The 24,172-nt window shown below is 72.2% G+C and carries 23 protein-coding genes and 3 pseudogenes; 8 read left to right on the forward strand and 18 right to left on the reverse strand.

Going from position 1 to position 24,172, the window contains the following annotated elements; genetic code table 11:
• Positions 1-3: 3 nt before the first annotated feature.
• Both AB0E78_RS37120 and AB0E78_RS37125 read right to left on the reverse strand, forming a co-directional pair.
• Positions 4-666: a response regulator transcription factor gene (locus tag AB0E78_RS37120; protein ID WP_160507754.1), complete on the reverse strand. Its 663-nt coding sequence runs from the start codon at positions 664-666 to the stop codon at positions 4-6.
• Positions 667-957: 291 nt separating this feature from the next.
• The gene (locus tag AB0E78_RS37125) at positions 958-1,626 is read right to left on the reverse strand and encodes a DUF3000 domain-containing protein (protein ID WP_361842624.1); all 669 of its coding nucleotides are present in this window, start codon (positions 1,624-1,626) and stop codon (positions 958-960) included.
• A gap of 122 nt (positions 1,627-1,748) precedes the next feature.
• Between AB0E78_RS37125 and hemE the strand changes: the two genes are divergently transcribed.
• Positions 1,749-2,816 carry a uroporphyrinogen decarboxylase gene (gene hemE / locus AB0E78_RS37130; RefSeq protein ID WP_361842627.1) on the forward strand — a complete coding sequence of 356 codons (1,068 nt, stop codon included), beginning with the start codon at positions 1,749-1,751 and terminating at the stop codon, positions 2,814-2,816.
• Positions 2,817-2,983: 167 nt separating this feature from the next.
• Here hemE and AB0E78_RS37135 read toward each other — a convergent pair whose 3' ends face one another.
• Both AB0E78_RS37135 and AB0E78_RS37140 read right to left on the reverse strand, forming a co-directional pair.
• Positions 2,984-4,366 carry an FAD-dependent oxidoreductase gene (locus AB0E78_RS37135; protein ID WP_361842630.1) on the reverse strand — a complete coding sequence of 461 codons (1,383 nt, stop codon included), beginning with the start codon at positions 4,364-4,366 and terminating at the stop codon, positions 2,984-2,986.
• 37 nt (positions 4,367-4,403) lie between these two features.
• Entirely contained in the window at positions 4,404-5,357 is a 954-nt protein-coding gene (locus AB0E78_RS37140) for a DUF4349 domain-containing protein (RefSeq protein WP_361842633.1), read from the reverse strand.
• Positions 5,358-5,483: 126 nt separating this feature from the next.
• On the opposite strand from AB0E78_RS37140, the gene hemG reads away from it, so the two are divergent.
• The 3 genes and pseudogenes from hemG to AB0E78_RS37155 all read left to right on the forward strand — a co-directional run bounded on the left by hemG (position 5,484) and on the right by AB0E78_RS37155 (position 8,277).
• Entirely contained in the window at positions 5,484-6,944 is a 1,461-nt protein-coding gene (gene hemG / locus AB0E78_RS37145; protein ID WP_361842636.1) for a protoporphyrinogen oxidase, read from the forward strand.
• A gap of 4 nt (positions 6,945-6,948) precedes the next feature.
• Entirely contained in the window at positions 6,949-7,668 is a 720-nt protein-coding gene (hemQ, locus tag AB0E78_RS37150) for a hydrogen peroxide-dependent heme synthase (protein WP_361842639.1), read from the forward strand.
• Positions 7,669-7,870: 202 nt separating this feature from the next.
• Positions 7,871-8,277: pseudogene (locus AB0E78_RS37155) on the forward strand (RNHCP domain-containing protein).
• 4 nt (positions 8,278-8,281) lie between these two features.
• Here the strand turns inward: AB0E78_RS37155 and AB0E78_RS37160 are convergent.
• From AB0E78_RS37160 to AB0E78_RS37205, 10 genes are all read right to left on the reverse strand, one after another.
• On the reverse strand, positions 8,282-9,901 hold the full coding sequence (locus AB0E78_RS37160; protein WP_361842642.1) for an alpha/beta hydrolase: 1,620 nt from the start codon (positions 9,899-9,901) through the stop codon (positions 8,282-8,284).
• Between the two features lie 97 nt (positions 9,902-9,998).
• Entirely contained in the window at positions 9,999-10,760 is a 762-nt protein-coding gene (locus AB0E78_RS37165) for a TIGR04222 domain-containing membrane protein (protein ID WP_361842644.1), read from the reverse strand.
• A gap of 40 nt (positions 10,761-10,800) precedes the next feature.
• A complete protein-coding gene (locus tag AB0E78_RS37170) occupies positions 10,801-11,655 on the reverse strand; it encodes a DUF4142 domain-containing protein (protein ID WP_361842646.1) in 855 nt (284 codons plus the stop codon).
• A 134-nt stretch (positions 11,656-11,789) separates the two neighbouring features.
• Complete coding sequence (locus AB0E78_RS37175; protein WP_361842649.1) at positions 11,790-12,782, reverse strand: TIGR04222 domain-containing membrane protein; 993 nt, start codon at positions 12,780-12,782, stop codon at positions 11,790-11,792.
• A gap of 13 nt (positions 12,783-12,795) precedes the next feature.
• Positions 12,796-14,115 carry a DUF692 domain-containing protein gene (locus AB0E78_RS37180; RefSeq protein WP_361842651.1) on the reverse strand — a complete coding sequence of 440 codons (1,320 nt, stop codon included), beginning with the start codon at positions 14,113-14,115 and terminating at the stop codon, positions 12,796-12,798.
• Positions 14,116-14,225: 110 nt separating this feature from the next.
• A complete protein-coding gene (locus tag AB0E78_RS37185; RefSeq protein ID WP_361842654.1) occupies positions 14,226-14,990 on the reverse strand; it encodes a DUF4142 domain-containing protein in 765 nt (254 codons plus the stop codon).
• Between the two features lie 97 nt (positions 14,991-15,087).
• On the reverse strand, positions 15,088-15,726 hold the full coding sequence (locus tag AB0E78_RS37190) for a TIGR03086 family metal-binding protein (protein ID WP_361842656.1): 639 nt from the start codon (positions 15,724-15,726) through the stop codon (positions 15,088-15,090).
• Between the two features lie 6 nt (positions 15,727-15,732).
• Positions 15,733-16,188, reverse strand: coding sequence for a hypothetical protein (locus AB0E78_RS37195; protein ID WP_361842659.1), 456 nt, complete (start codon positions 16,186-16,188; stop codon positions 15,733-15,735).
• A 122-nt stretch (positions 16,189-16,310) separates the two neighbouring features.
• A complete protein-coding gene (locus tag AB0E78_RS37200) occupies positions 16,311-17,024 on the reverse strand; it encodes a TetR/AcrR family transcriptional regulator (protein ID WP_361842662.1) in 714 nt (237 codons plus the stop codon).
• Positions 17,025-17,104: 80 nt separating this feature from the next.
• A complete protein-coding gene (locus AB0E78_RS37205; protein WP_361842823.1) occupies positions 17,105-18,079 on the reverse strand; it encodes a LysR family transcriptional regulator in 975 nt (324 codons plus the stop codon).
• 245 nt (positions 18,080-18,324) lie between these two features.
• Here AB0E78_RS37205 and AB0E78_RS37210 point away from each other — a divergent pair, with 245 nt between their 5' ends.
• Both AB0E78_RS37210 and AB0E78_RS37215 read left to right on the forward strand, forming a co-directional pair.
• Positions 18,325-19,218, forward strand: a complete 894-nt coding sequence (locus AB0E78_RS37210; RefSeq protein WP_361842663.1) for an NAD(P)H-binding protein — start codon at positions 18,325-18,327, stop codon at positions 19,216-19,218.
• A gap of 67 nt (positions 19,219-19,285) precedes the next feature.
• Positions 19,286-19,699, forward strand: coding sequence for a darcynin family protein (locus AB0E78_RS37215; protein ID WP_361842666.1), 414 nt, complete (start codon positions 19,286-19,288; stop codon positions 19,697-19,699).
• Positions 19,700-19,761: 62 nt separating this feature from the next.
• On the opposite strand, the gene AB0E78_RS37220 is transcribed toward AB0E78_RS37215, so the two are convergent.
• Positions 19,762-20,508: an aminoacyl-tRNA hydrolase gene (locus tag AB0E78_RS37220; RefSeq protein ID WP_361842669.1), complete on the reverse strand. Its 747-nt coding sequence runs from the start codon at positions 20,506-20,508 to the stop codon at positions 19,762-19,764.
• Positions 20,509-20,589: 81 nt separating this feature from the next.
• Here AB0E78_RS37220 and AB0E78_RS37225 point away from each other — a divergent pair.
• Positions 20,590-21,441, forward strand: a pseudogene (locus AB0E78_RS37225) (ATP-binding cassette domain-containing protein); the annotation flags it as partial.
• 311 nt (positions 21,442-21,752) lie between these two features.
• Positions 21,753-22,421, forward strand: coding sequence for an ABC transporter (locus AB0E78_RS37230; RefSeq protein ID WP_361842670.1), 669 nt, complete (start codon positions 21,753-21,755; stop codon positions 22,419-22,421).
• A 35-nt stretch (positions 22,422-22,456) separates the two neighbouring features.
• Here AB0E78_RS37230 and AB0E78_RS37235 read toward each other — a convergent pair whose 3' ends face one another.
• The 3 genes and pseudogenes from AB0E78_RS37235 to AB0E78_RS37245 all read right to left on the reverse strand — a co-directional run.
• Positions 22,457-22,627 (reverse strand): hypothetical protein, encoded by a 171-nt coding sequence (locus AB0E78_RS37235; protein WP_361842673.1) that lies wholly within the window; start codon positions 22,625-22,627, stop codon positions 22,457-22,459.
• Positions 22,628-22,637: 10 nt separating this feature from the next.
• Complete coding sequence (locus AB0E78_RS37240; protein WP_361842675.1) at positions 22,638-23,549, reverse strand: polysaccharide deacetylase family protein; 912 nt, start codon at positions 23,547-23,549, stop codon at positions 22,638-22,640.
• A 140-nt stretch (positions 23,550-23,689) separates the two neighbouring features.
• Positions 23,690-23,797, reverse strand: a pseudogene (locus AB0E78_RS37245) (transcriptional regulator); the annotation flags it as partial.
• Positions 23,798-24,172 lie beyond the last annotated feature (375 nt).

Genomic DNA, 24,172 nt, shown 5'->3' on the forward strand with positions numbered 1-24,172 from the left:
GAGTCAGTGGATGATTCCGGTGCGCAGGGCCACCGCCACCATCCCGGCGCGGTCGCCCGTGCCGAGCTTGCGTGCGATGCGGGCGAGGTGGCTCTTCACGGTCAGGGCGGAGAGCCCCATCGAGACACCGATGGCCTTGTTCGACTGACCTTCCGCGACGAGACGGAGAACCTCCACCTCACGGCCGGACAGTTCGCGGTAGCCACCGGGGTGGCTGGGTGCGCCCGGCGGGCGGCGGTGCATTCGGGCGGCGGCCGAGCCGATGGGCGCGGCGCCGGGACGGGTGGGGAGACCGACGTTGTTGCGGGTGCCGGTGACGACGTAGCCCTTGACGCCGCCCGCGAGGGCGTTGCGTACGGCGCCGATGTCATCGGCGGCGGAGAGGGCGAGGCCGTTCGGCCAGCCCGCCGCGCGGGTTTCTGAGAGGAGCGTCAGGCCGGAGCCGTCGGGGAGGTGGACGTCTGCGACGCAGATGTCACGGGGGTTGCCGATGCGGGGACGAGCCTCCGCGATCGACGAGGCCTCGATCACGTCGCGAACACCGAGGGCCCACAGGTGGCGGGTGACGGTGGAGCGGACGCGTGGGTCGGCCACGACGACCATGGCGGTCGGCTTGTTCGGGCGGTAGGCGACCAGGCTTGCGGGCTGCTCGAGGAGAACGGACACCAGGCCTCCTGGGGTGCGGACTGACCCGGCTCGGGGATGAAGCCGGGACGAACCGTGCTTTCAAGGTCACCAACCTCTTCGGCATCAAACCCGTCCGCCTTTAGAGAATGATCACGATTTGGTGAGTAACAATTCGGGCGATTCGGACACGCGATCGATCATCCGAAGATCAACCCGAATCGGAGTCGTTCAGAATCGCTCATCCGCGTGATCGTCAGCGCCCACCCGAGCCCCACCCGATGCCCCGCCCGCTACCCCCGTCCGGCTACCCCCTCGCGCCGTCCCCGTCCCTCACGGCGTCTGCGGCCCCCGCCGCTGCGGCAGCGACACCACGGAACCTTCGCCGCCGTGCCCCTGGCTCACCGGCGGCAGCCCCGCAACCTGGCAGAGCAGATCGCACCACGCGATGAGATGCGCCGCCGTGTCCGGCGTCCCGCCGGGCCCTTCGCGGGGCGTCCACGACGCCCGGATCTCGATCTGCGACGCGGGCGCCCGCTCGGCGAGCCCGCCGAAATAGTGCGAGCTCGCACGCGTGACCGTGCCGCTCGGCTCCCCGCAGGCCAGACCGCGCGCCTGCAGCGCGCCCGTCAGCCAGGACCAGCAGACCTCGGGCAGCAGCGGATCCGCCGCCATCTCCGGTTCGAGCTCCGCGCGGACGAGCGTGACGAGGCGGAAGGTGCCCTGCCACGCGTCGTGTCCCGCCGGATCGTGCAGCAGGACGAGACGTCCGTCCGCCAGGTCCTCGTCGCCTTCGACCACCGCCGCCTCCAGGGCGTACGCATGCGGTGCGAGGCGCTGTGGCGGCCGCGTCGGGTCGATCTCGATCTCGGGCCGAAGCCGTGCCCCGCGCAGCGCGTCGACCGCCGCCCGAAAGGCCAACGGAGCCGATTCCGCCACCTTCCCCTCCGTACTTTCCATCTCGCCAGCGCCGTCCGACCGTTGTCCTTGAGCCGCAGCCATGCGGGGAAGATTAAGGGGAACGGCGGCTTCGCGCAGGGAGAGACACCCGTGAGAGGGGCCCCGGTCAAGCCAGGGTGTCCCTCGGGACAGGCGGTGCGGGCGCCCGTGCGAGACTTTCAGGCGTGAGCGCCAACAACAGCCCCGCGGGCCACCAGAACGCAGCGACGTACGACTCCGCTTTCATGAAGGCCTGCAGGCGCGAGCCCGTGCCGCACACGCCGGTCTGGTTCATGCGGCAGGCGGGGCGCTCACTTCCCGAGTACCGCAAGGTGCGCGAGGGCACGGCCATGCTGGAGTCCTGCATGATGCCGGAGCTGGTCACGGAGATCACGCTGCAGCCGGTGCGCCGCCACAAGGTCGACGCCGCGATCTACTTCAGCGACATCGTGGTGCCCCTCAAGGCCATCGGCATCGACCTGGACATCAAGCCGGGCATCGGCCCGGTCGTCGCCAACCCCATCCGCTCGCGCGCCGACCTCGCCCAGCTGCGGGACCTGACGCCGGACGACGTCAGTTACGTGACGCAGGCGATCGGCATGCTGACGGCCGAGCTGGGGTCGACCCCGCTCATCGGATTCGCCGGGGCGCCTTTCACCCTCGCGAGTTACCTGGTCGAGGGCGGTCCGAGCCGTAATCACGAGCACACCAAGGCGCTCATGTACGGCGACCCGCAGCTCTGGGCGGATCTGCTCGACCGGCTCGCGGAGATCACCGGCGCCTTCCTCAAGGTGCAGATCGAGGCGGGCGCGAGCGCCGTGCAGCTCTTCGACTCGTGGGTGGGCGCGCTGGCTCCCGCCGACTACCGGCGCTCCGTGATGCCCGCGTCGCAGAAGGTCTTCGAGGCCGTGGCCCCGTACGGGGTGCCGCGCATCCACTTCGGTGTCGGCACGGGCGAACTGCTCGGTCTGATGGGCGAGGCGGGCGCCGACGTGATGGGCGTCGACTGGCGCGTCCCGATGGACGAGGCCGTCCGGCGCGTGGGCCCCGGCAAGGCGCTGCAGGGCAACCTCGACCCGGCGGTCCTCTTCTCCACGCGGGAGGCGGTCGAGACCAAGACGGACGAGGTCCTGGCCGCCGCGGCGGGGCTCGATGGGCACATCTTCAACCTCGGCCACGGCGTTCTGCCGACCACGGATCCCGACGCGCTGACGCGGCTCGTGGAGCATGTCCACACGCGGACCGCACGCTGACGAAGTCGTTTCGTAGTTGGCTGAAAATCTCGCCTGAATGTGACGGGTGAGGCGGCGGACTGGACCCGTCCTCGACCGGGACCGGTGAGTTTCCCGAGTCCTGGGGTCCTGGGACGGCGTCCGGTCCGGCCGCCGGAGCCACGACGACGCGGCGGAGCGGCGCGGACCTAACCCGCCGACCGCACCGCCGCGACCGCCTTGCGAGCCGCCACCAGGACCGGGTCCCACACCGGCGAGAACGGCGGCGCGTAGCCGAGGTCGAGCGCCGTCATCTGGTCCACCGTCATCCGGGCCGTCAGGGCCACGGCGGCGATGTCGACGCGCTTGCCCGCGCCCTCGCGGCCGACGATCTGGACGCCGAGGAGCCGTCCCGTGAGGCGCTCGGCGAGCATCTTCACCGTCATCACGGCCGCACCCGGGTAGTAGCCCGCGCGGCTCGTCGACTCGATGGTGACCGACACGAACCGCAGGCCGGCCGCCCGCGCCTCCTTCTCGCGCAGCCCCGTACGGGCGATCTCCAGGTCGCAGACCTTGCTGACGGCCGTGCCGACGACGCCGGGGAAGGTCGCGTAACTGCCGCCCACGTTCGAGCCGATGACCTGGCCGTGCTTGTTGGCGTGCGTGCCGAGCGCGATGTGGCGCTCGCGGCCCGAGACCAGGTCGAGCACCTCGACGCAGTCGCCGCCCGCCCAGATGTTCTCGTGGCCGCGCACCCGCATCGCGAGATCCGTGAGCAGTCCGCCGTACTCGCCGAGTGGCAGACCCGCCGCGCGGGCCAGCTCCGTCTCGGGGCGCACGCCGATGCCGAGCACCACCACGTCCGCCGGATACTCCGCGTCCTCGGTGGCCACCGCCCTGACCCGGCCGTCGTCACCGGTGAGGATCTTGGTGACCTCGGCGCCGTTCACCATCTCGATGCCCATGCCGGACATCGCGTCATGGACGAGGCGGCCCATGTCCGGGTCGAGCGTCGACATCGGCTCCGTGCCGCGGTTGACGACCGTGACCTCGTAGCGGCGCTGGATCAGGGCCTCGGCCATCTCGACGCCGATGTAGCCCGCGCCGATGACGACCGCCCTGCGGCCCTCCGTGCCCGCCAGCGTGTCCAGGAGCGCCTGGCCGTCGTCCAGGGTCTGCACGCCGTGCACGCCGGGGGCGTCGATGCCGGGAAGCGACGGGCGGACCGGCCGGGCGCCGGTGCCGATCACGAGCTTGTCGTACGACGTCCAGGCCTCCTCGCCGGATTCCAGGTCCCGGGTGCGGACCCGGCCGCCCTCGACGTCGATCTCCACGACCTCCGTACGCATCCGCAGGTCGATGTCGCGGGCCCGGTGCTCCTCGGGCGAACGCGCGATCAGCTCGTCCCGCGAGGGGACGTCGCCGCCGACCCAGTAAGGGATGCCGCAGGCCGAGTACGAGGTGAAGTGGCCGCGCTCGAACGCGACGATCTCCAGCTCGTCGGGGCCCTTGAGCCTGCGTGCCTGGGACGCGGCGGACATGCCCGCCGCGTCGCCCCCGATGACGACAAGTCGCTCTCTCGCGCTACTCATACGGACACGCTACGACGCGGATGCAGTTGACGGCCTCCTAGCCTTCGTCGCCTTCGCGCGCCGGTGCGGCCGGAGCCACGGGGGCCGCCGCCACGGCAGGCCGGCGCGGCAGCCTGGGCCGCACCAGGCGCTGCCACAGCAGGAACAGCAGCACGGCCACCGCCGCGAACGGCAGCATCGCGCCGAGCACGACCGCCAGCCACCGCAGCATCGTCACGAAGGCGCTCCAGCCGCCGGACAGCGCGTCCAGGAACGTGGGGTCGTCGTCGTCCGCCTTCTTCGCCGCCGTCTCGCTGAGCGAAAGCGTGATGGTGGACATGCTCGTACGGTCCTTGAGCGAGGACTGCTGGGCGAGCAGCGCCTCCAGCTCCGACTGACGGGTGCTCAACTCGCCTTCCAGGGTGACGACATCGCTCAGCTTGGTCGCCTTGTCCATCAGCTCCCGCACCCGCGCCACGCTCGCCCGCTGCGACTTGACGCGGCTCTCCACGTCGACGACCTGGTCGGTGACGTCCTGCGCCTTGGCCTTGCGCTCGATCAGCTTGCCCGTGCCCTCCAGGGACGTGAGCACCTCGTCGTAACGGTCCTGCGGGACGCGCAGCACGATGCGGGAGCGCTCGTGGCCGCGCCCGTCGCGGTCGGTGGTCTCGTCGCCGACGACACCGCCCGCGTCGGCGGCCACCGAGCGGGCCTCGTCGAGGGCCTTCGGCACGTCCTTGACGCGGACGGTCAGGGTGGCGGTGCGGATGATGTGCGTGCCGATGAGCTTGGGCGGCTCCTTCGGGCCGGACTTGTCCGCCGCGCCGCCCCCGGCCACCCCCTTGCCGTCGGAGTCGGCGGCGCCGCCCTCCTGGGCGGCGCTGCCCGCCGCCTTGTCGCTGTCGCTGCTGGCGCCGCCCGCGCTGCACCCGGTGAGTGCGAGGGCCGCGGCGAGCAGCAGGGCGAAGAGTGCCTGGACCGTGCGGTGCCTCGACGTGCTGGACGCGTGCATCTCGACGTACCCCCGAGGATCGTGGTGACTGATGCTCCTTTGACGCCGGGGAGGGGCGGAACGATGGTTGCCGACCGGTCCCGATGGGGTCACGGTCGGGACTCGCCCTGCTCGTAGAGTGGAGGCATGCGCGAAACGGACACACGTACGGGTCAGACGGGTCATGTCGTTGTCATCGGGGGCGGGATCGCCGGACTGGCCGCCGCCCACCGATTGCTCGCCACCGGCGCCCGCGTGACCGTCCTGGAAGCCTCCGACCGGCTCGGCGGCAAGCTGCTCCCCGGCGAGATCGAGGGCGTCCGCGTCGACCTCGGCGCCGAGTCGATGCTGGCCCGCCGCCCGGAGGCCGTCGCGCTCGCCCGCGAGGTGGGCCTCGCCGACCGGCTGCAGCCGCCCGCCACGGCGACCGCCGCGATCTGGACCCGCGGCGGCCTGCGCCCGATGCCCAAGGGGCACGTCATGGGCGTGCCCGGCGACGCGTCCGCCCTCTCCGGAGTTCTCTCCGACGAGGGCCTGCGCCGCATCGAGCGCGACCGCGACCTGCCGCCCACCGAGGTCGGGGACGACGTCGCGGTCGGTGAGTACGTGGCCGCGCGCCTCGGCCGCGAGGTCGTAGACCGCCTCGTGGAGCCGCTCCTCGGCGGCGTGTACGCGGGCGACGCGTACCGCATCTCGATGCGCTCGGCCGTCCCGCAGCTCTTCGAGGCAGCCCGCACGCACGACTCCCTCACGGAGGGCGTTCGCGCCATCCAGGCCCGCGCCGCGCGGAACCAGCAGACCGGACCCGTCTTCATGGGCATCGAGGGCGGCGTCGGCCAACTGCCGCTCGCCGTCGCGGAGTCGGTACGCGCGCGGGGTGGGGAGATTCTGCTGAACTCCAAGGCCCACGGCCTGCGCAAGGCCGAGGAAGGCTGGGAGGTGTACGTCGAGGACCGGTGCCTGGAGGCCGACGCCGTCGTCGTCGCCCTGCCCGCCTACGCCGCCGCCGCGCTGCTCGGCGTCGAGGCCCCCGCCGCCGCGGCCGAGCTCGCGGGCGTCGAGTACGCCTCCATGGCCCTGATGACCCTCGCGTACCGCCGCGGCGAGACCGACCTCCCCGAAGGCAGCGGTTTCCTCGTGCCGCCCGTCGACGGGCACACCATCAAGGCGTCCACCTTCGCCTCGCGCAAGTGGAGCTGGATCGCCGACGAAGACCCCGACCTGCTGGTCCTGCGTACGTCAGTGGGCCGGTACGGCGAGACGGAGATCCTGAAGCGCGACGACGACGAGCTCATCGAGCTCTCCCGGCGCGACCTGCGCGCGGCCACCGGCCTGGACGCCGCACCCGTCGCCACCCGCGTCACCCGCTGGCACGACGGCCTGCCGCAGTACCCCGTCGGCCACCACGCGCGCGTGGCCCGCGTCCGCGAGCACGTGAGCAAGCTGCCCGGCCTCGCCGTGTGCGGAGCCGCGTACGACGGCGTGGGCATCCCCGCCTGCATCGCGAGCGCCTACGCGGCCGTCGACCAGCTCGGCGGTGACCTGGCCGGTGTGCAGGAGCTCACCGCCAACCCGGTGCAGAGCCTGCACGGCGGCGGAGGAGAATAGGGCCATGAGTGACGACGCCCCCGCCAAGAGCCCGAACGCGGGCAAGAAGGCCAAGGACCTCAACGAGGTCATCCGCTACACGCTGTGGTCCGTCTTCAAGCTGCGCGACCTGCTGCCCGAGGACCGTGCCGGCTACGCCGAAGAGGTCCAGGACCTCTTCGACCAGCTCGGCGCCAAGGACATCACCGTCCGCGGCACGTACGACGTGTCGGGCCTGCGCGCCGACGCCGACGTCATGATCTGGTGGCACGCCGAGACCGCCGACGAGCTGCAGGAGGCCTACAACCTCTTCCGCCGCACGAAGCTCGGCCGCGCCCTGGAGCCGGTCTGGTCGAACATGGCGCTGCACCGCCCCGCCGAGTTCAACAAGTCGCACATCCCGGCCTTCCTGGCCGACGAGACGCCGCGCAACTACATCAGCGTCTACCCCTTCGTGCGCTCCTACGACTGGTACCTCCTGCCCGACGAGGACCGTCGCCGCATGCTCAAGGACCACGGCATGATGGCCCGCGGCTACCCCGACGTGCGCGCCAACACGGTCGCCTCCTTCTCGCTCGGCGACTACGAGTGGCTGCTCGCCTTCGAGGCGGACGAGCTGTACCGCATCGTCGACCTCATGCGGCACCTGCGCGCCTCCGAGGCCCGCATGCACGTCCGCGAAGAGGTGCCGTTCTACACCGGCCGCCGCAAGTCGGTGGCCGAGCTCGTGGCGGGGCTCGCGTAACCCTCTCCGTCGCACCCACGCACGCACCGGGCGGGCGCGGCAGCCGTAATTCGGTTGCCGCGCCCGCCCGGTGCGCGTTTTCATCGAGAGGCCGAACCCGAGAAGTCGAACCCGAGAACGAAAGACGGTGCGTGTATGCCCAGGGCCCCGCGGATCAGCTCGAAGTCAGCCCATTCCGCGACGCACTGGAGTCACTCCCATCATGTCCCGCAACACCTCTCGGCGGGCCCGCACTGAAGCGCGCGCCCAGTCCTTCCGCTGCCTGCAATGCGGTCTCGACGTCTCGATGACCGCCCCCGGCACCGACCACCGCAACCTCCCCCAAGCTCTTGAAGAGCAGGGGGGACCCCCACCCCCAACTGCCTGTGGAGCCGACACCTCGACGACACTCCGGGCGACCGGGACGCGGACTGCGGCGCCCGGATGGAACCCCTCGCCATCTCCGTACGAGGAGACGGCGAATGGGTCCTCGTCCATCGCTGTACTCACTGCGGCGTCCTGCACGCCAACCGCACGGCGGGCGACGACAACGCCCTGCCGCTGACCCGGCTCGCGGTGCGCCCGCTCGCCCAGCCGCCGTTCCCGCTGGAGCGGCTCGGCGCGCTGTGACGCCCTAGAGCTCCCTGGGGAGAGCCGCCGCCCGGGTGCCCGTCTGCGGCTGGGGCTCCTTGTGCGGTGCGCACGCCGCGCGCCGCACGGGGAGCCTGCCCTCCAGGAGGTAGGCCTCCAGGTGGCCGTTGACGCACTTGTTGGGTCCTGCCGCGATGCCGTGGGTGCCCGCGTCCCGCTCGGTCACCAGGACCGAACCGCCCAGCCTGCGGTTCAGCTCCTTGGCACCCGCGTACGGGGTCGCCGCGTCCCGCTCGGCGGCCAGGATCAGCGTCGGCGGAAGCTCGCCCTCCGCGGTGCGGACGTCCAGGGGCTGCTGCCGGGCCTCGGGCCAGTAGGCGCACGGCAGGTTCATCCAGGCGTTGTCCCAGGTCTCGAAGGGGGCGACGCGCGCGAGGCGTGAGTTGTCGCGGTTCCAGGTCCTGAAGTCCGTCGGCCAGGCCGCGTCATTGCACTCGACGGCGGTGTAGACGGCGTTGCCGTTCTCCTGCTCCTTGGCCGCCTTCGGCTCGGGCGCGGCCTGCTCGATCAGCGGCTTCGGGTTTCCCTTCACATACGCCGAGAGCGCCGAGGCGCGCGCCGGCCAGTAGTCGTCGTAGTACCCGGCCTGGAGGTACGCGGACTGCAGCTGGCCGGGGCCGACCTTGCCGCCCGCGGGCTTGGCCGCGAGCTTGTCGCGCACCTTTTCGTAGCTCCGGAGGACCGCTTCGGGCGTCTTGCCCAGGTGGTACGTCTTGTCGTGCTTGGCCACCCACGTGCGGAAGTCGCCCCAGCGGTGCTCGAAGGCCGCGGACTGGTCGAGGTTGTTGCCGTACCAGATCTGCGACGGATCGGGGTCGACCGCCGAGTCGAAGACCATGCGGCGCACGTGCGTGGGGAAGAGCGTCGCGTACACGGCGCCGAAGTAGGTGCCGTACGAGGCGCCCATGAAGGTCAGCTTCTTCTCGCCGAGTGCCGCCCGCAGCACATCCAGGTCGCGGGCGTTGTTCAGGCTCGTGTAGTGCCGCACGGCCTTCCCGGAGCGCTTGACGCAACCCTCCGCGTACGCCTTCGCCTGCTTGACGCGCTCCAGCTTGTACGCCGTGTCGGGGTGGGTCGGCGCCTGCGTCGGGGCCTTGACGAACTCCTTGGGGTCCTGGCAGGAGATCGGCGCCGAGCGGCCGACACCGCGCGGGGCGTAGCCGACGAGGTCGTACGCCGCCGCGAGGCGCTTCCATTCGGGGAGCATCCCGACCATCGGGAAGTACATGCCGGACCCGCCGGGACCGCCCGGGTTGAACACGAGGGCGCCCTGCCGCTTGACGGCCTTGCCCCGCCGCGGTTCGGCCCGCTCGGTGGCCTTGGTGCGGCTGACGGTCAGCCTGATCTGCCTGCCGTCCGGGTGGGCGTAGTCCAGCGGCACCGAGACCGTGCCGCACTTGATCGACGGGGGCAGGTGCTCCGCCGCGGGGCAGGCGCCGAAGCGGACACCGGCCGCCTGCGCGCGCTGAGCCGCGACCTGGGTGCCCTGTACCTCCGGGCGGGGGAAGATGTCGGCCGCCGACGCACTGCCCGTGGGAGCGGCGACGAGTGCGGTCAGGACCAAGGATCCGGCGGTTCCGTAGAGGGCGGCTGCTGCTCTCATCGCTCTCCATCCCTTCATTCGGCCGTGTGTTGCTCGAACAAAAGGGATGATTCGTTCGGTAAAAGGCGAAGTAAAGCACCGCCTCGCCGGATTCGGCTCAATGACCCCGATGCGCCGCATCCCGGTGTGCGAAGGCCGCACGCAGTTCCGGATCGGCGAGCGCGCGGGTGCCGCGTACGGCGACGGCGGTGAGGTCGGAGCCACCGCGCGCCGGGAGCGCGCTGAGCAGGAGCTGGCCCGCGGGCGAGGCCCAGCGCGGGTAGGGGTGGATCTCGAAGCGGGCGACGGCCAGGCAGCTCGCGTTCAGGACGAGGGGCAGCGCGAACCAGAGCGCCACGGGCACCTCTCCCTGCGGCTCCTGGGCGGGCATCAGCAGGGCGACGGCCCCCAGAGCGACCACCGCGGCCGCTGCCACCCGCACCTGCCGGACCGCTCCCGCGACCCCCGACCAGGTGCCGTCCGGCAGGGCAAGGCCCGCCGCCACGAGGCGGTCCGCGAGGGCCCGCATCGCGTCGGTGCCTGCCGCCGCCCGGCGCACCGGAGCTATCGGCGACTGCCCTTCGGGTCCTATGGCGCCGAGCACGGACCGCTCCATGTCGTCGCCGCCCACCGGGTCGACGACCGTCGCCCAGCCGGTGTGCGCGAGCAGCAGCCGCCGGGTGCGGGCCATCGACACCAGGGTGAGGTCGGTGACGCGTGCGGGGCCCCCGGAGAGGAACGCGGCTTCGTAGAGGGTCAGTTCATGGCGGAGCCCCGGGGCCGCGCCGCGCCGGGCGGTGCGGTACGCGGTGAGGCAGAGCCGGGCGCAGGACAGACCCGTCACGACCCAGGCCACGAGAAGGAGCGGAAGCCAGAACATGCCGGTGTTCTATGCGAGGGAGCGGGGGGCGCGCCACGGGTTATTCACCATGCGGACGCGGGATCGCGGGTACATAACGTTCCGCTTTGCTGCGGGCCTTCTTCTTTCCTTTGTCGCGCCCCTTGCCCTTCTTGTCCTCGGTGCTCTCCTTGGGCTCCTTGGGCTTGGGGCGCGATGCCGGCGGAGGCAGCGAGAACGTGGGGGAGGGGGAGACCGGGGTCGCCGGATCCGGGGACTCGGCCGGGCCCGGCGGGGCGGGGGAGCGGGTCACCGGGACGGGGGCCGCAGACGCCGCGGCGCGCGCCAGCTCGTCGAAGTCGACGAGGCCTGTGCCCTCCAGGACCTTGATGTGGTCGAGGACGGTCGTGTTCGCGTCGTCCGCGAGCGCGCGCACCAGCGAGTTGCGGGTGGTCGCGCGGACCTCGGCCACCACCGAGAAGACCTTGCCGTGGGCGGCCCGCAGGATGTTGGCGAACTTCTCGTCGTACGTGTCGCCCTGCGCGTCGCTCAGTTCGTCGAGCCAGCCCCGCTGCTGCGAGCTCGGCTGGTTGGGCAGCTCCAGGTTGAGCCGCGTCGCCACCTCGCGCACCCGTGCGTCCAGGAACGTATGGCCCTCCACGAGGTGCTCGCCCGCCGTCTGGACGGCCTTGGTGGTGCCGCGCGCCTCGGCCTGCTGCCCGGCCGGCAGCTCCCAGAGGCCCGCGAGCCGCACCTTGGTGATGAACTCCCGGTCGAGCGCGGAGAGCGGGCCGAAATCCGTCGACACGGTCTCCGCGTCGAGTCTGTCCACGCCGGTGCCCGACCTGTCCGCGTACGACCAGACAGGGAAGAGCAGCGCGGCCAGGGTCGCGACGAGTCCCGCGACGATGAGGCCGGTGCCGTTGATGGATCGCATGACGCCTCCTGTTGCGGCACCGCACGTTAGTGCGCCACGGGGAGGCGCCTGCGGCTTACCGCCCGGAGTACGTCAACTTCCGTACGGGTAAGGGGCATCCGATGCGGGGCGGGCGCCGATCGCACGGCAGGGGGCTAGGAACTGCTCCCTCCGCCACCCCCACAGCCGCCACCGCCGCCTCCTCCGCCGCAGGACGACGAGGAGCCGCCCCCGCCGCCACAGCCGCCGGAACTCCCGCAACCGGAGCCGCCGCACGACGAACCGCCGCCTCCGTCACCGCCCCCGCTGCCGCCTCCGCACCACGCGATGGTGCCGGATCCGGAGCTCGCGTACGACGCGGACGTCCGCGACGTACGCCCCGGCCGGACGCGGTGCGCGGCCCGCAACTGGGCCTGCAGGTCGGGGCCGAGGACGCCGACGAGGCCGTCCACCGCCACGCGGTGCGCCGCGGTGCCGGGCGCGTGCGCGCCCGCGGCGCGGTACTCCGCGAGAGCGTTCCGGCCCGTGGCGGTCACCCGGGTGCGGGTGGCACGGCTGGAGAGCTGACCGATCAGGGCGCCGAGCACCCAGGCCACGATCAGGGCGATGGTCGAGGCGCTCACGGGGTCCCATGAGGGGCCGTCGTCGTCCTCGACGGCGATGACGGCGATGAGGACGAACATTCCGGCGAAGATCATGGCGTTGTGCCGGATCTTCCGGCGCCGCAACCGGTCGAGGGCCTCGGGGCGCACCATCAGGCCGCGCCGGGCCAGGGCGTCGCCGATGTCCTGCACGGCGGCGCTGCGCATCACGCCGACGCGCAGCCAGTGCAGGGCGCCGCTCGGCGCCTCGGCCTGGGCCTGGAGCACCGCGGCCTCCACCGGGTTGCGGACCTCCGTCGACTGGATCGCGACGACCCCGGGGAACGCGACGACCAGGCGTCCGTCCTCGTGCAGGGCCGCGATCGCGGCGTCGGCGACCCTGCCGGGACCGCCGCCGAGGAAGGCGGCCTCCATGGGGTCGAACACGGCTCCGTGCCGGGCGTCGGGCTGCTGAGGCGCGGCCGGCCGGATGCGAGAGACGCCGATGAGGAGACCGGCCGACGAGGCGGCGATCAGTAAGGCGAGACAGACGGAGACGATCTGCATGGCCGCCGCCCTCCTAGCCCCGGCGCAGCGCGAACCGCGCCGCCCGGAGCCACCGCGTGACAGGGCGTGCGTCCAGCGGCGCGGGCCCGGACCGTTCGAGCCACCACCGGGTCAGCGCGCCGCGTGCCTCGGCGTCCTCGGGCTGCCCGGCGAGCAGCAGCCGCTCGGCGAAGTCCATTGCGTCACGCCGGTATCCGCCGGGCATCGGGCGTGCCTGCGCGTACGCGAAGAACTCCGGCCGGTAGCTCGCGCCCAGGATCTCCGGCAGCTCGGGCGCCACCTTCGCCACGACGTCCGCCCGCTTGCCGGTCAGCGCCCGGCTCTGCACGGCCAGCCGGGCCCGGTCGAACCCCTCGGGCGCGGGCGTCCCGGCCACCAGAGCGGACAGGAACGCGGTCTGCGCGAGGGCGAGACGCTGGCGGGCGGGGTCGGGGGTGACGGGGTCGGGGACGGGTTCTGTGGCCCCGGCGTCCGGTGCCGTGACGGTGGCGCTCTCGCCCGAGACGGGCGCCTTCGTCCGCACCCGCTCCCGTATCGCGGCAAGCTCCCGCTCCAGCTCCTCGGGGGCGGGGAAGTTCTCGTCCCGCTCCAGCAGGACACCCGGCGGGCTCACCCGTGCCGCCAGGTCCGACAGGATCGCGAGGACCGGCTCGGGGACGGGGTGGGCGTGGCTGTCGTGCCAGACGCCGTCCCGCTCGAAGCCGCCCGCGACATGGACGTACGCGATCGCCTCGACCGGCAGCTCGTCCAGGGCCTTCGCGGGGTCCTCGCCGCGGTTGACGTGGTTGGTGTGCAGGTTGGCGACATCGATGAGGAGCCGCACGCCCGTGCGCTCGACGAGCTCGTACAGGAACTGCCCCTCCGTCATCTCCTCGCCGGGCCAGGAGATCAGCGCCGCGATGTTCTCCACGGCGAGCGGCACCGGCAGCGCGTCCTGCGCGATGCGCACGTTCTCGCACAGCACGTCGAGCGCGTCACGGGTGCGCGGCACCGGGAGCAGATGGCCCGCCTCCAGCGGCTGCGAAGCCGTCAGCGGGCCCCCGGCCCGTACGAACGCGATGTGCTCGGTGACCAGCGGCGAGCCGAGCAACTGAGCGCGCTCGGCGAGCGCGGCCAGGCGCGTCTCGTCGGGACGGTCGGCGCCGCCGAGACCGAGCGAGACGCCGTGCGGCACCACCGTGACACCGCGCTCGCGCAGCCGCAGGAGGGAGTCGGGGAGGTGCCCGGGGCACAGGTTCTCCGCGACGGCCTCGACCCAGTCGATGCCGGGCATCCGTTCCACGGCGTCCGCGATCTCCGGACGCCATCCGATTCCGGTCCCCAGATGCTTCATGTTCCCCCTCCTCCGCCAAGACCCCGCGTCGTACCCCGTGTCTTGTGAACGTGTGCAGAGGTCATGGCCCCGGCGCCCGCCGCCGAACCCCTGAGGGGGGACGTTCAGAGCTACATTTGAGGTTCCGGCCGATTCGTGTTGACTTCTCCCGGTGACGCGGGAGAGGGCCGCGATGTGGTGGACACGTCGCCGGTCGGACCTGCCGCCGGGGGCACCGGAGGTACGCCGGAGGGTGGCGGCGGGCCGGTGGGGCTGGCCGTGGCGGTGGCGGCGCCGCCGTTCGCGATGTCGTCGAAGTCGACGCGTCCGGTCGCCTCCAGCATCGTGATGTGGTCGAGGACCGTCTGGTTGGAGTCGGTGGCCAGCTGCCGGATCAGCGAGTTGCGCGTGCTGTCCCGCACCTGCGCGATCGCGGCGAACACCTTGCCGTGCGAGGCACGCAGCAGGTTCGCGAACTTCTGCTCGTACGTCTCGCCGCTGGCCTCCGTCAACTCCTGGAGCCAGCCCTGCTGTTGGGCGGTCGGCTGGTTCGGCAGCTCCACTCCGAGCTGTGCCGCGACCGAACGGGCCCGCTTGTCGAGGTCCGTATGGCCGACGATGAGATGGTCACCGGCCTCCTTGATCGCCCGGGTCGGTGCCCGCTCGACCGCCTGTTGTCCCGCGGGTATCTCCCACAGGCCGGCGAGCCGCACCTTCACCAGCAGGTCGCGGTCGGCCGTCGAGAGCGGACCCCACTGGGTGGCCACGGACCCGGCGGCCAGATTGGCGGGCCCCGTGCCCGAACGGTCGGCGTAGGACCACATGGGGAACGCGAGCGCGCCCAGTGTGACCACGAGTGCCGCGATGATCAGAGCCGTGCCGTTGATGCGCCGCAATGTGCCGTGCCTCCCTGCCCGTCGACCTGCCCGTCAACCTGTCGTGGGGCAAGCTACTTCCTGGTACCGGGAGATACGGAAGAGGCGTGCGTGATGTTCAACGCTTCGACGGGCCGGTGTGAAATTCCGGCGCCGCCCCGGCGGACCGCCCCAGGAGGGCCAGCGTCTCCTCCAGCGGGGACGCGTCCTCCGATGTGGGCAGTACCGGCGCGAACGCGGCTCCGGGGCCTCGGCGTTCGGGGTCCTTCGGCACGCGGCGGGCGATGTCGAGTGCGGCCTCGACGACCGGCTGGGGGAGGTCGAGACCGACGCCGAGGGTCGTCGCCACGTCCCAGGAGTGCACCACGTAGTCCAGGAAGTGGAAGCCGACGGCGATGCGTCCCGTGAAGGTGGCGCCGATCTCGGGCAGGGTGAACCCCCTATCCATGACTGCGACTTCGGTGCCTTCTCCGGAGCCTTCCTCGGTGAACGCGGCCAGTACGTGACGCACTGATTCCTCGTAGACCTTGAGCGGGTCACGGCCGAGGTCCGGCGCGATCCAGTACGTACGGTCGGCGCCCGCGCCGCGCGCCGCCGCCGCGAATCCGTGGTGCTGCGCGGCCATGTGCGCCACCAGGTCGCGCAGCGTCCAGCCCGCGCAGGGGGAGGGGCGCTCCCAGTCGGTGTCGCGGGCCGCGCGCAGGATGCGGAGCGATTCCTGGACGGCGGTGCGGTCGAGTGCGATGAGGTCGGTCATGGATCCTCACGGTCCTTCCGGTGTGTGAACGGCCGGTTCCGGCCAAGGAGTTGAGGCAGATATCAGGGCGTGCGCGGCGGCCCATACGGCGACTTGGCCGCCGGGCCGGTCCACTGTCCAGGTCGTGGCGCGCATCGTGCCGCGGTCCTGGTGTGCGCGGACGGTCCGTATGTGGTCGGGGCGCCCGACGAACGCGTACAGCGACCGCTCGTCGGCCCAGACCGAGACGGACCCCGAGCGCTTGCGCCACGGGTCGACCCAGAGCCACATGCCGACGGCGCCCGGCGTCCTGGGCCAGCTCCGGCGCAGCCGCAGCCCCGCCAGAGCGATCGGGACGGTCTGGGTGTGCCGGTCGGCGGTGAACTCCGTGACGCTCACCAGGGCCGGTCCCGACGTGGGTGGTGCCTCGGGGCCCGCTTGCCACGGCGTACGCATGATCGATCGCAGGATCGGTGAAGGCATGCGACGAGCATAAATCTAAACGAACGGTCGTGCTACTTGTTTTGGGTGGTTGGTTGGAGACCCAACGGCTGGGCGGGCAGGGAAGCTTGCTCGGGAGGGGTCGCTCAAGGGGCTGAAGCTGCTCAGGGGAGTGGACGCACCTGCGACGGGTTCGTCGCCGCCGTGCGCAGTCGTGCCGTGATGGCGGTGCCCGCCCTGCGGTAGGCGTCCGGCTCGCCGTGCAGCACCGAGTGCGCGTTCGCCGTCTCCATCAGGGCGATGAGCTCGAAGGCGAGCTGCGGTACGTCGGTGTCCGGGTGCAGTTCGCCGGTCTCGCGGGCTTCCGCGACGCAGCGTTCCATCCGAGCGGTCCAGTCACGGTTGGCCCGGACCATCGCGTCGTGCACCGCGCCCTCCCGGGAGCCGAACTCGGCGATCACCCCGTAGAAGAAGCAGCCGCCGGGAAAGACCCGCTGTTCCGAGTAGGCGAGCCAGCGCGCGCAGAGCTGCCACAAGCGGTCGAGGCCGGGCGGGGTCTGTTCGGCCGGTTCCACCACCGTGTCCAGGTAGATGCGGCCCGCCGCGCGGACGGTCGCGAGCTGCAGCTCCTCCTTGGAGCCGAAGAGCGCGAAGACCCCGCTCTTGCTGAGCTTCAGCTCGGTGGCGATGCGACCGACGGAGAGCGCGTCCAGGCCCTCGACCGAGGCGATGTCGACGGTGCGGCGCAGCACGAGGCGCCGGGTCTGGTTACCGCGCTCGACGCGGCCGTCGAGCTTGGTGCCGGTCGCGCGCGCTGCCGCGCCCGCCGTCCTCGCGCCTGCCCCAGCGTCCTCGCTCACGCCGAGCTCGCTCGCCATGCCGGTCTCCTCAACGCCGTTCCTCCATGAGTCTTTGGAGGTACATCTTCTCTCGTGCCGCCGACTCGTGGGCGCGCACGTCAGGAGGGCGGGCTCCCGGGTGAGGGCGAGGGCGCGGACGCGGGCGCGTGAACCGTCCGGCGGACGGCGTCGCGGAGCCAGTGGTGGCCTCCGTCGGCCGCTTGGCGGGGGTGCCATGCCATGCCGAAGGCCAGCGGCGGCAGGGGCAGGGGGATGTCGAGGAGGCGCAGGCCGAGGAGGGTGGCGGGGTCGCTGAGGGGAGAGGGGGCGGCGCCGGGGAGAGCGGTGGGGATGAGGCATACGACGTCACTGCGGGCGGCGAGGGTCATCGCGGCCATGTGGCTGGGGAGGACGACGGCGACGCGCCGGGTGAGGTTCCGCTCGGCCAGGGCGGTGTCCAGGGGGCCGGTGAACCGGCCACGGCGGCTCACCACGACGTGTTCGGCTGCGGCCAGCCGTTCCGGGGTCAACTCCCCGTCGGTGAGGGGGTGTCCGGGCCGGACGGCCGCCGCCATCCGCAGGGTGACGAGTTCTTCGACCCGGGTCTCGGGGTCGACGTGGTCGATGGAACCGACCTCCAGGTCGATGCGGCCGTCACGGAGGGCGGGGCCGGCTTCCAGCTCCTCGGCCCGGAACCGCAGCGAAACCCCTGGCGCTTCTTGGTGGGCGAGCCGCAGCAGCCCGGGGGCCAGTGCCGCGCCGACCAGGTCGGCCGCCTGGAGGGTGAACGTGCCGCGCAGGGCGGCGGGGTCGACTCCCGCGCCGGGTGTGAGCAGGGCGCCGAGCCGGTGGACCACCGCGGCGGCCTCGTCGCGCAGGGCCTGGGCCCGGGGCGTGGGGACCATGGTCTGGCCGGCCCGGACCAGGAGGGGGTCCTGCAGGATGCGCCGGAGGCGACCGAGGGTGCGGCTCATGGCGGCGGGGGACGTGTGCAGGCGGGCGGCGGCACGGGTGACGCTCTGCTCGGCCAGCAGGGCGTCGAGCGCGACGGCGAGATTGGCGTCGATGGCAGGTGCCGACGGCTGTGAGCCGATTGAGGCCCCTGAGGCCCCTGAGGTCCCTGGGGCCCCTGAGGGTGATGAGGGTGATGAGGGTGATGACACCCCTGAGGCCCGCGGGGCCCCTGAACTATGTGAAGCCTCTGAAGACGCTGGACTGCTGCTCATCGGCATAATTCCATTTCAGGCAATGATTCCTTGCTGAGGTTCCCATTGTGGCAACACCTGGGTCCTCCGCAGGATGAGGGACGTACCCATTCGGCACGACCCGCGAGGTTTCCATGATCGTCATTACTGCTCCCACCGGGAACATCGGCCGCCAACTGCTGCCCCTGCTCCTGGAGTCCGCCCCTGCCCGCGGCGAGGAACTGCGCGTGATCGTGCGCGATCCCGCCCGCCTTCCCGACGCGGTGCGGGAACGCGTCGAGGTGATCACCGGCTCGCACGGCGACCCCGAGGTCGTCGAGCGGGCCTTCGAGGGCGCGGACGCCGTGTTCTGGCTCGTCCCCCCGGACTCCTCACTCTCCCCGGAAGAGGCCTACAGCGGCTTCACCCGTCCCGCCTTGAAGGCCCTCGTGGCGCACGGTGTCGGCCACGTCGTCGGCGTCTCCGCGCTCGGCCGCGGCACTCCGGTCGCCGACCGCGCGGGGCTCGTCACCGCCTCGCTCGCCATGGACGACCTCATCGCCGACGCCGGTGTCGCCTACCGGGCCCTGGCGAACCCGTCCTTCTTCGACAACCTCCTTGAGGAGGCCGAATCGATCCGCGAGAAGGGCGTCTTCGTCGACGTGGTCGACGCCGACCGCAGGGCCCCTCTCGTCGCCGTCGCCGACATCGCGGCCGTAGCGGCCGGTCTGCTCCTCGACCGCGGGTGGACCGGACGGGACGAGGTCCCGGTCCTCGGCCCGCAGGACCTGTCGCCCAACGACCTGGCCCGCATCATGACCGAGCAGTTCGGCCGCCCCGTCCGCTACGAATGCCAGCCGCTCGACGAGCTGTACTCCACCCTCGTCGGCTACGGCCTCGACGAGGCGTTCGTCCAGGGCATCGTCGACATGAAGCGGGCCAAGAACGAGGGCCTCGACGCCGGTGTAGCCCGCACTCCGGCCACTGCCACGCCCACCACCTTCGAAGAGTGGTGCGCCCGGACGCTGAAGCCCGCCGTCCTGGCCTGAAGGCGCGCCACCCGCACCCACACCTGAACCTGAATCTGCACCATCTGACGCCCCGGAGGCGCCCGTCATGCCCGCCGAGAACATCACCGAGAACACCACCGAGAACACCACCGAGAGCCCTGCGGAAAATGCCGCGCCGCCGGTCACCGCGTTCATGCTCATCAAGACCATGCCCGAGTGGCTCGCCATGACTCCGCAGGAGCGGGTGGACGCTTTCACCAGCCAGGTCATCCCCGCGATCAAGGCCAAGACGACCGGCGTCCGGTCACGCTTCTACGACACGGAGTTCTACTCCACCCGCGTCACCGACGTATGGGTCTGGGAGGCCGACGACCACGAGGCCTACCAGCTCCTCATCGACGCGCTGCGCGAAACCCCGTTCTGGGACCGCTACTTCGAGATCGTCGATCTCCTCGTCGGCACCGAGAACGGTTACGCCCGTACCTACGGCCTCGCCCCCGTGGCCAGCGTCTCCACCTGACACCACCACCTGACACAACCACCCGACACAAGCACCTGATACGCCGCCCCCGGCGACAACCGTCAGCGCAGTGCAGGGTGGTCGGCGACCACGGTGCAGGAGCCGGGGGCGATCTCCGTGAAGCCCGCGTCCCGCACCACCGGCAGGCCACTGGCCACGAGATCGCGCCAGTGCGCGGCGTCCGGGGTGCGGACGGAGAGCGGGAAACCGGCGTCCCGCCAGGCCGTGCGCTCCTCGTCGGACAGCTCCCACCAGGCCAGTTGGGCGCCGTGCCCCGCCTGCGCCATCGCCTTGCCCGCCGACATGTCGACATCGGGGCTCATCCACAGGACCGGCGCCGTCGCGTCGGCCGGCGGCACCTCCTCCGGGTCGTCCAGGTCCGTGCCCGAGACCTGGAGGCGGGCCAGATCCTTGGGCCAGCCGTCAAGCGGCACCGGCGGAAAGACGCGGACCTGCGCGGACTTGCCCGTGACCGTGATGCCCGGGAGCGCCTCCGCCCGCCGCCACTCGGCGCCGCGGGCCCGCCGCACCACCTTGCGGATCCTGGCGTCCTGCCAGTCCCGCATGGCCTGCGCCCACTCGCCGTCGCCGAGGGACCGCTCGTCGGCGAGCATGACGAGGACCGCGCGGGCCGCGGTCTCCAGGGCGTCCGTACGGTGCGGGGGCTCGGCGCGTTCGATGCGCGCCACCAGCGGCAGTACGTACTGAGGTGCCTCGTCGCGTGTCGTCTGCTCCACGCGGAAGGGGCTGTCCTGGGGGTCTGGGGTGTCCTGCGGCTGGGGGTTCCCGGCGGTCTGGTCGCTGCTCACGCGTCCAGTCTGCCAGGCGGAAGATCAGGCCGGTCAGGGGCTTTGCCTGTGACGGCCGGGCCCGTGCGCCAGGATGGCCGCATGAACAGTGATCTCGCGGGGGCCGCGCTGCGGCTCGACGGGGTGGGGCGCCGCTACGCCATGAGCGGGCCGTGGGTGCTGAGAGGTGTCGGCTTCGGCGTCGGCGCGGGCACGCTGGTGCGGATCGAGGGCGCGAACGGCACCGGCAAGTCGACGCTGCTGCGGCTGCTGGCCGGGATCGACGCCCCGAACGAGGGCCGTGTCGTCGGCCGGCCGCGCACGGCATACGTCCCCGAACGCTTCCCCGCGGCGCTGCCGTTCACGGCCGCCGGGTATCTCACGCACCTGGGCCGCGTCCACGGCCTGGGGAAGGCAGCCTCCGCGCGGGGCGCGGAGGAGTGGCTGGAGCGCTTCGGGGCCGGGAGTTACGCGCGTATGCCCCTGTCGGAGCTGTCCAAGGGCAGCAGCCAGAAGGTAGCCGTGGCCCAGGCTTTCCTCGCGGCCCCCGAGCTGCTCGTCCTCGACGAGGCGTGGACGGGCCTGGATGCCGCGGCCCGCGACGAACTCGACCGGGCGGTCGCCGAGCGGGTCGTGGAGGGCGGCACCGTGGTCTTCGTGGACCACGACCCCCGGCGGCTCTCGGGGTCGGTCGACGTGACGTACGCGGTGGTCGGCTCGGCGGTCAACGCCCTTAAGCCGGAAGCCACTTCGCGAGAATCCGCCACCCCGGAAGGCCCCACGGTCGTGATCGAAGCACAGGGCCCACCGGGCACCGCACCCCCCTCGATACCGGGCACCGTCACCGCCCACTCCCCGGAAGGGACCCTCCGGCTGACGGTCCCATCGACGCACTCGGACCTCGCACTACGCACGCTCCTGACGACACGCCCACCGTGGCACGTGGTGTCGGTGTCCATGGCGGGGCCGGGGACAGGGACGGGGGCGGTTCCGACGGCTGCCGAGGAGTCGGTGCCGGGCCTGGCGTCGGCATCGGGGCTGGGTGGGGCGCCGGTCGGGGGCTCGGTCCCGGGCCTGGCGTCGGCTTCCGGCCGGGGGCAGACGTCCGTCACGGATTCCGTGCCGGGGGCGGTGGTCGCTTCGAGGGCGGAGCCTGGCCGTGCGTCCGTCGCGGACCCCGCCCCTGACCTCTTGCCGGAGCAGGCGATCGACGCGGGCTCCGCCGGGCCCTCGGGCCGGCCCGTGGTGGGCGAGGTGCGTGAGCGGTGAATGCTCTGCTCGGTTATCAGTCCGCCCTCCTCGTGCGCTCCCAGCGGTGGCTCGCCCCCGTGATCCTGTACGCCGCGTTCCTCGCCGTCGGCGTACAGAGCGGGCAGCCGGTGCTCGACTCCCTCGCGTACGCGGCCGCCGCGCTGCTTCCCGTCGCCGCCTGGCTGGTACGGATCTGCGTCACCAACGAGCCTCCCGCGGCCCGGAGTTGCACGGCCGCGGCGGTAGGCCCCTGGCGCGCCCAGCTGGCCTGCCTGCTCTCCGCGTTCCTCGCCTCGGCCGTGCTCGGCGCCGTGGCCACTCTCGTCGTGGCCGTCATCAGTGACCCGGCGAGCACCGACCACCGGACTGCCGTGAACCGCCTCGGGGCGAGTGCCGCGGGGCTGCTCGCGATGCTGGTGAGCGTGCTCGTGGGCACTGCCATCGGCGCCGTCACGAGTTGGCCGCTGATGCGCTCGCCGGGCCGGGCGGTCTCCGTGATGCTGCTCGCCTCGCTGCTCTCCCTGGTGACCACGGGCTCCCCCGCGAAGGCCGTCATGACCGGGCTCGTCTCGGGGTCGCGGGACGGTGTGGTGCCGGTGCCGTTGCTGCCGGTCGTGGGGGCGGCGGTCCTCGCGGTGGCGGCGGTGGGCGCGGCCTGCGGGCTGGCTTCGCGCAGGGGTTGAGTACCCGCCCCGGGGCGGGCGTCAGGGTTCTGTGCTCAGCCCGAGCAGGCCGTGCGCTGCGCCTCGTGCCACTCGCACACGGGGCACAGCGTCACCCCCTTGTGCGTCTCCGGATACTCGGTGGGCTCGCGGCACAGCACGCACTCGGCGAACGGGCCCTCCACGGCGGGCTCGGCGGTGCTGTCGGCGCTGTTGGTGTCGTCCACGCGCGCCAGACTATCCGCGCGTACCCGCCGCCCTGATCTGCTCCGACACCCTTCCGAACCGGAAGCCGCGCTCACGCAGCTTCGGGACGATCGTCCGCAGGGCGCGCTCCGTCGTGGGAGCCGCGCTGCGCGTGCAGTGCATCACCACGACCGAGCCGGGACGCACCCCGTCAAGCACTTGCCGGGCCACCGCGTCGGCGTCCGTCGCGAAGGCGTCGCCGCTCACCACGTCCCACTGCACGGCCGTGACGCCGCCCGGAGCCAGCGCGCGCAGCGCCCGCTTGTCGTAACAGCCCCCGGGGAAACGGAAGTACGGCACCTGGTGCTCGACGCCCGCCTTGCGGAAAGCGGCGAAGGCGCGCTCCATGTCGGCGCGCATCCGGGAGGCGGGCACGGTCGGCAGGCCGTAGCAGCGGCCGGTGAAGGCGTAGTGGCTGTACGAGTGGTTGGCGACCTCGAACAGAGGATCCCGGCCGATGTCCTTGGCCTGCGCCGGGTACTCCTCGGCCCACCGCCCCGTCATGAAGAACGTCGCGGGCACCTTCAGCCGGCGCAGCGTCGACACCAGCGCCGGATTGTCGAACCGCTCACCCGAGGCGGCGCGCGGCCCCTGGTCGGCGGTCATGTCGGCGTCGAAGGTGAGGGCGACAGTGGGGGCGGCGGACGCCGGAGTGCGGGGGGCGTTCTTGAAGACGGGGGTGAGACCGGCGGGGCCGGGTGCGAGCGTCGCGGGGCGGGGCGAGGCACTCGCCGTGGAGCGCGGGTGCGGTGCGTTCTGGTCGCGGCTGCCCGGCTCGGACCCCGTGCCGCAGGCGGCGAGCGCGGTGAGGGTGAGGGCGGACAGGGCGCAGGCGGCGGTCAGCCTCCGCGCGGTGCGTGTTCGCGTGCCTGTGCGTGTGCGTCTACGTGTCAGGGTGATCATCCGGCGAACGTATCGCCATAAAAAGGATGAAATGCTGAAGTGCGGGCCGTGCTGCCCCGTACTGCCCCGGACGGCCGAACCACCGACCCCGGTGCGCCCCGCTCGGCGCTGTGGAAGGGCCCGTCCGCGACGGCCGCACCCTCGGGGTCGACCTCGATACGGGGATGCAGCGCGGCGAGTTCCGCCGTGTGCCTGCGGCTGGTGGCGGCCCGGCGGCCGTCGAGGAGCCCCGGGGTGGCGAGCGTGAACGGAGGTGAGGCTCTGCGCGGCCCCCGGCCTGCGGACGACGGGTGGCCCGGCGCCCGCGCTGCGCATCGGCGCGCCGCACGGCCTTGACGGCCTCGCGGACGCGGACGTCGTACCAGTGCCTGTCGCCGGGCCCACCGGATCTCCCATGCTCCCGGCCGGGGGTGAGGCTGGTCTCCCGGCCGGTCATGAAACGGACGTCAGCGCGAGCCCAACACCCGTACGGACGGGGTCAATTCACCAGACGGAACGAGCGCGCCCTTCCAGTCCTTCATCATTCTTAACCCCCGCAATCGTGGTCGGTCGGAGTGCCTCAGTGGCAGAGAATCACTAATGCTCACCAATGAGCATTAAGCTGCGCTCACGTTAGCGAGAGG

The organism is Streptomyces sp. NPDC032198 (assembly GCF_040636975.1).
Classification (GTDB): Bacteria; Actinomycetota; Actinomycetes; order Streptomycetales; family Streptomycetaceae; genus Streptomyces.

Excerpts from the sequence above, each read along its gene's own strand:
- AB0E78_RS37125 (WP_361842624.1), bottom strand. The coding sequence starts at position 1,626 with ATGGCTGCGGCTCAAGGACAACGGTCGGACGGCGCTGGCGAGATGGAA.
- AB0E78_RS37135 (WP_361842630.1), bottom strand. The coding sequence starts at position 4,366 with ATGAGTAGCGCGAGAGAGCGACTTGTCGTCATCGGGGGCGACGCGGCG.
- AB0E78_RS37140 (WP_361842633.1), bottom strand. The coding sequence starts at position 5,357 with ATGCACGCGTCCAGCACGTCGAGGCACCGCACGGTCCAGGCACTCTTC.
- hemG (WP_361842636.1), top strand. The coding sequence starts at position 5,484 with ATGCGCGAAACGGACACACGTACGGGTCAGACGGGTCATGTCGTTGTC.
- hemQ (WP_361842639.1), top strand. The coding sequence starts at position 6,949 with ATGAGTGACGACGCCCCCGCCAAGAGCCCGAACGCGGGCAAGAAGGCC.
- AB0E78_RS37160 (WP_361842642.1), bottom strand. The coding sequence starts at position 9,901 with ATGAGAGCAGCAGCCGCCCTCTACGGAACCGCCGGATCCTTGGTCCTG.
- AB0E78_RS37165 (WP_361842644.1), bottom strand. The coding sequence starts at position 10,760 with ATGTTCTGGCTTCCGCTCCTTCTCGTGGCCTGGGTCGTGACGGGTCTG.
- AB0E78_RS37170 (WP_361842646.1), bottom strand. The coding sequence starts at position 11,655 with ATGCGATCCATCAACGGCACCGGCCTCATCGTCGCGGGACTCGTCGCG.
- AB0E78_RS37175 (WP_361842649.1), bottom strand. The coding sequence starts at position 12,782 with ATGCAGATCGTCTCCGTCTGTCTCGCCTTACTGATCGCCGCCTCGTCG.
- AB0E78_RS37180 (WP_361842651.1), bottom strand. The coding sequence starts at position 14,115 with ATGAAGCATCTGGGGACCGGAATCGGATGGCGTCCGGAGATCGCGGAC.
- AB0E78_RS37190 (WP_361842656.1), bottom strand. The coding sequence starts at position 15,726 with ATGACCGACCTCATCGCACTCGACCGCACCGCCGTCCAGGAATCGCTC.
- AB0E78_RS37195 (WP_361842659.1), bottom strand. The coding sequence starts at position 16,188 with ATGCCTTCACCGATCCTGCGATCGATCATGCGTACGCCGTGGCAAGCG.
- AB0E78_RS37200 (WP_361842662.1), bottom strand. The coding sequence starts at position 17,024 with ATGGCGAGCGAGCTCGGCGTGAGCGAGGACGCTGGGGCAGGCGCGAGG.
- AB0E78_RS37210 (WP_361842663.1), top strand. The coding sequence starts at position 18,325 with ATGATCGTCATTACTGCTCCCACCGGGAACATCGGCCGCCAACTGCTG.
- AB0E78_RS37215 (WP_361842666.1), top strand. The coding sequence starts at position 19,286 with ATGCCCGCCGAGAACATCACCGAGAACACCACCGAGAACACCACCGAG.
- AB0E78_RS37240 (WP_361842675.1), bottom strand. The coding sequence starts at position 23,549 with ATGATCACCCTGACACGTAGACGCACACGCACAGGCACGCGAACACGC.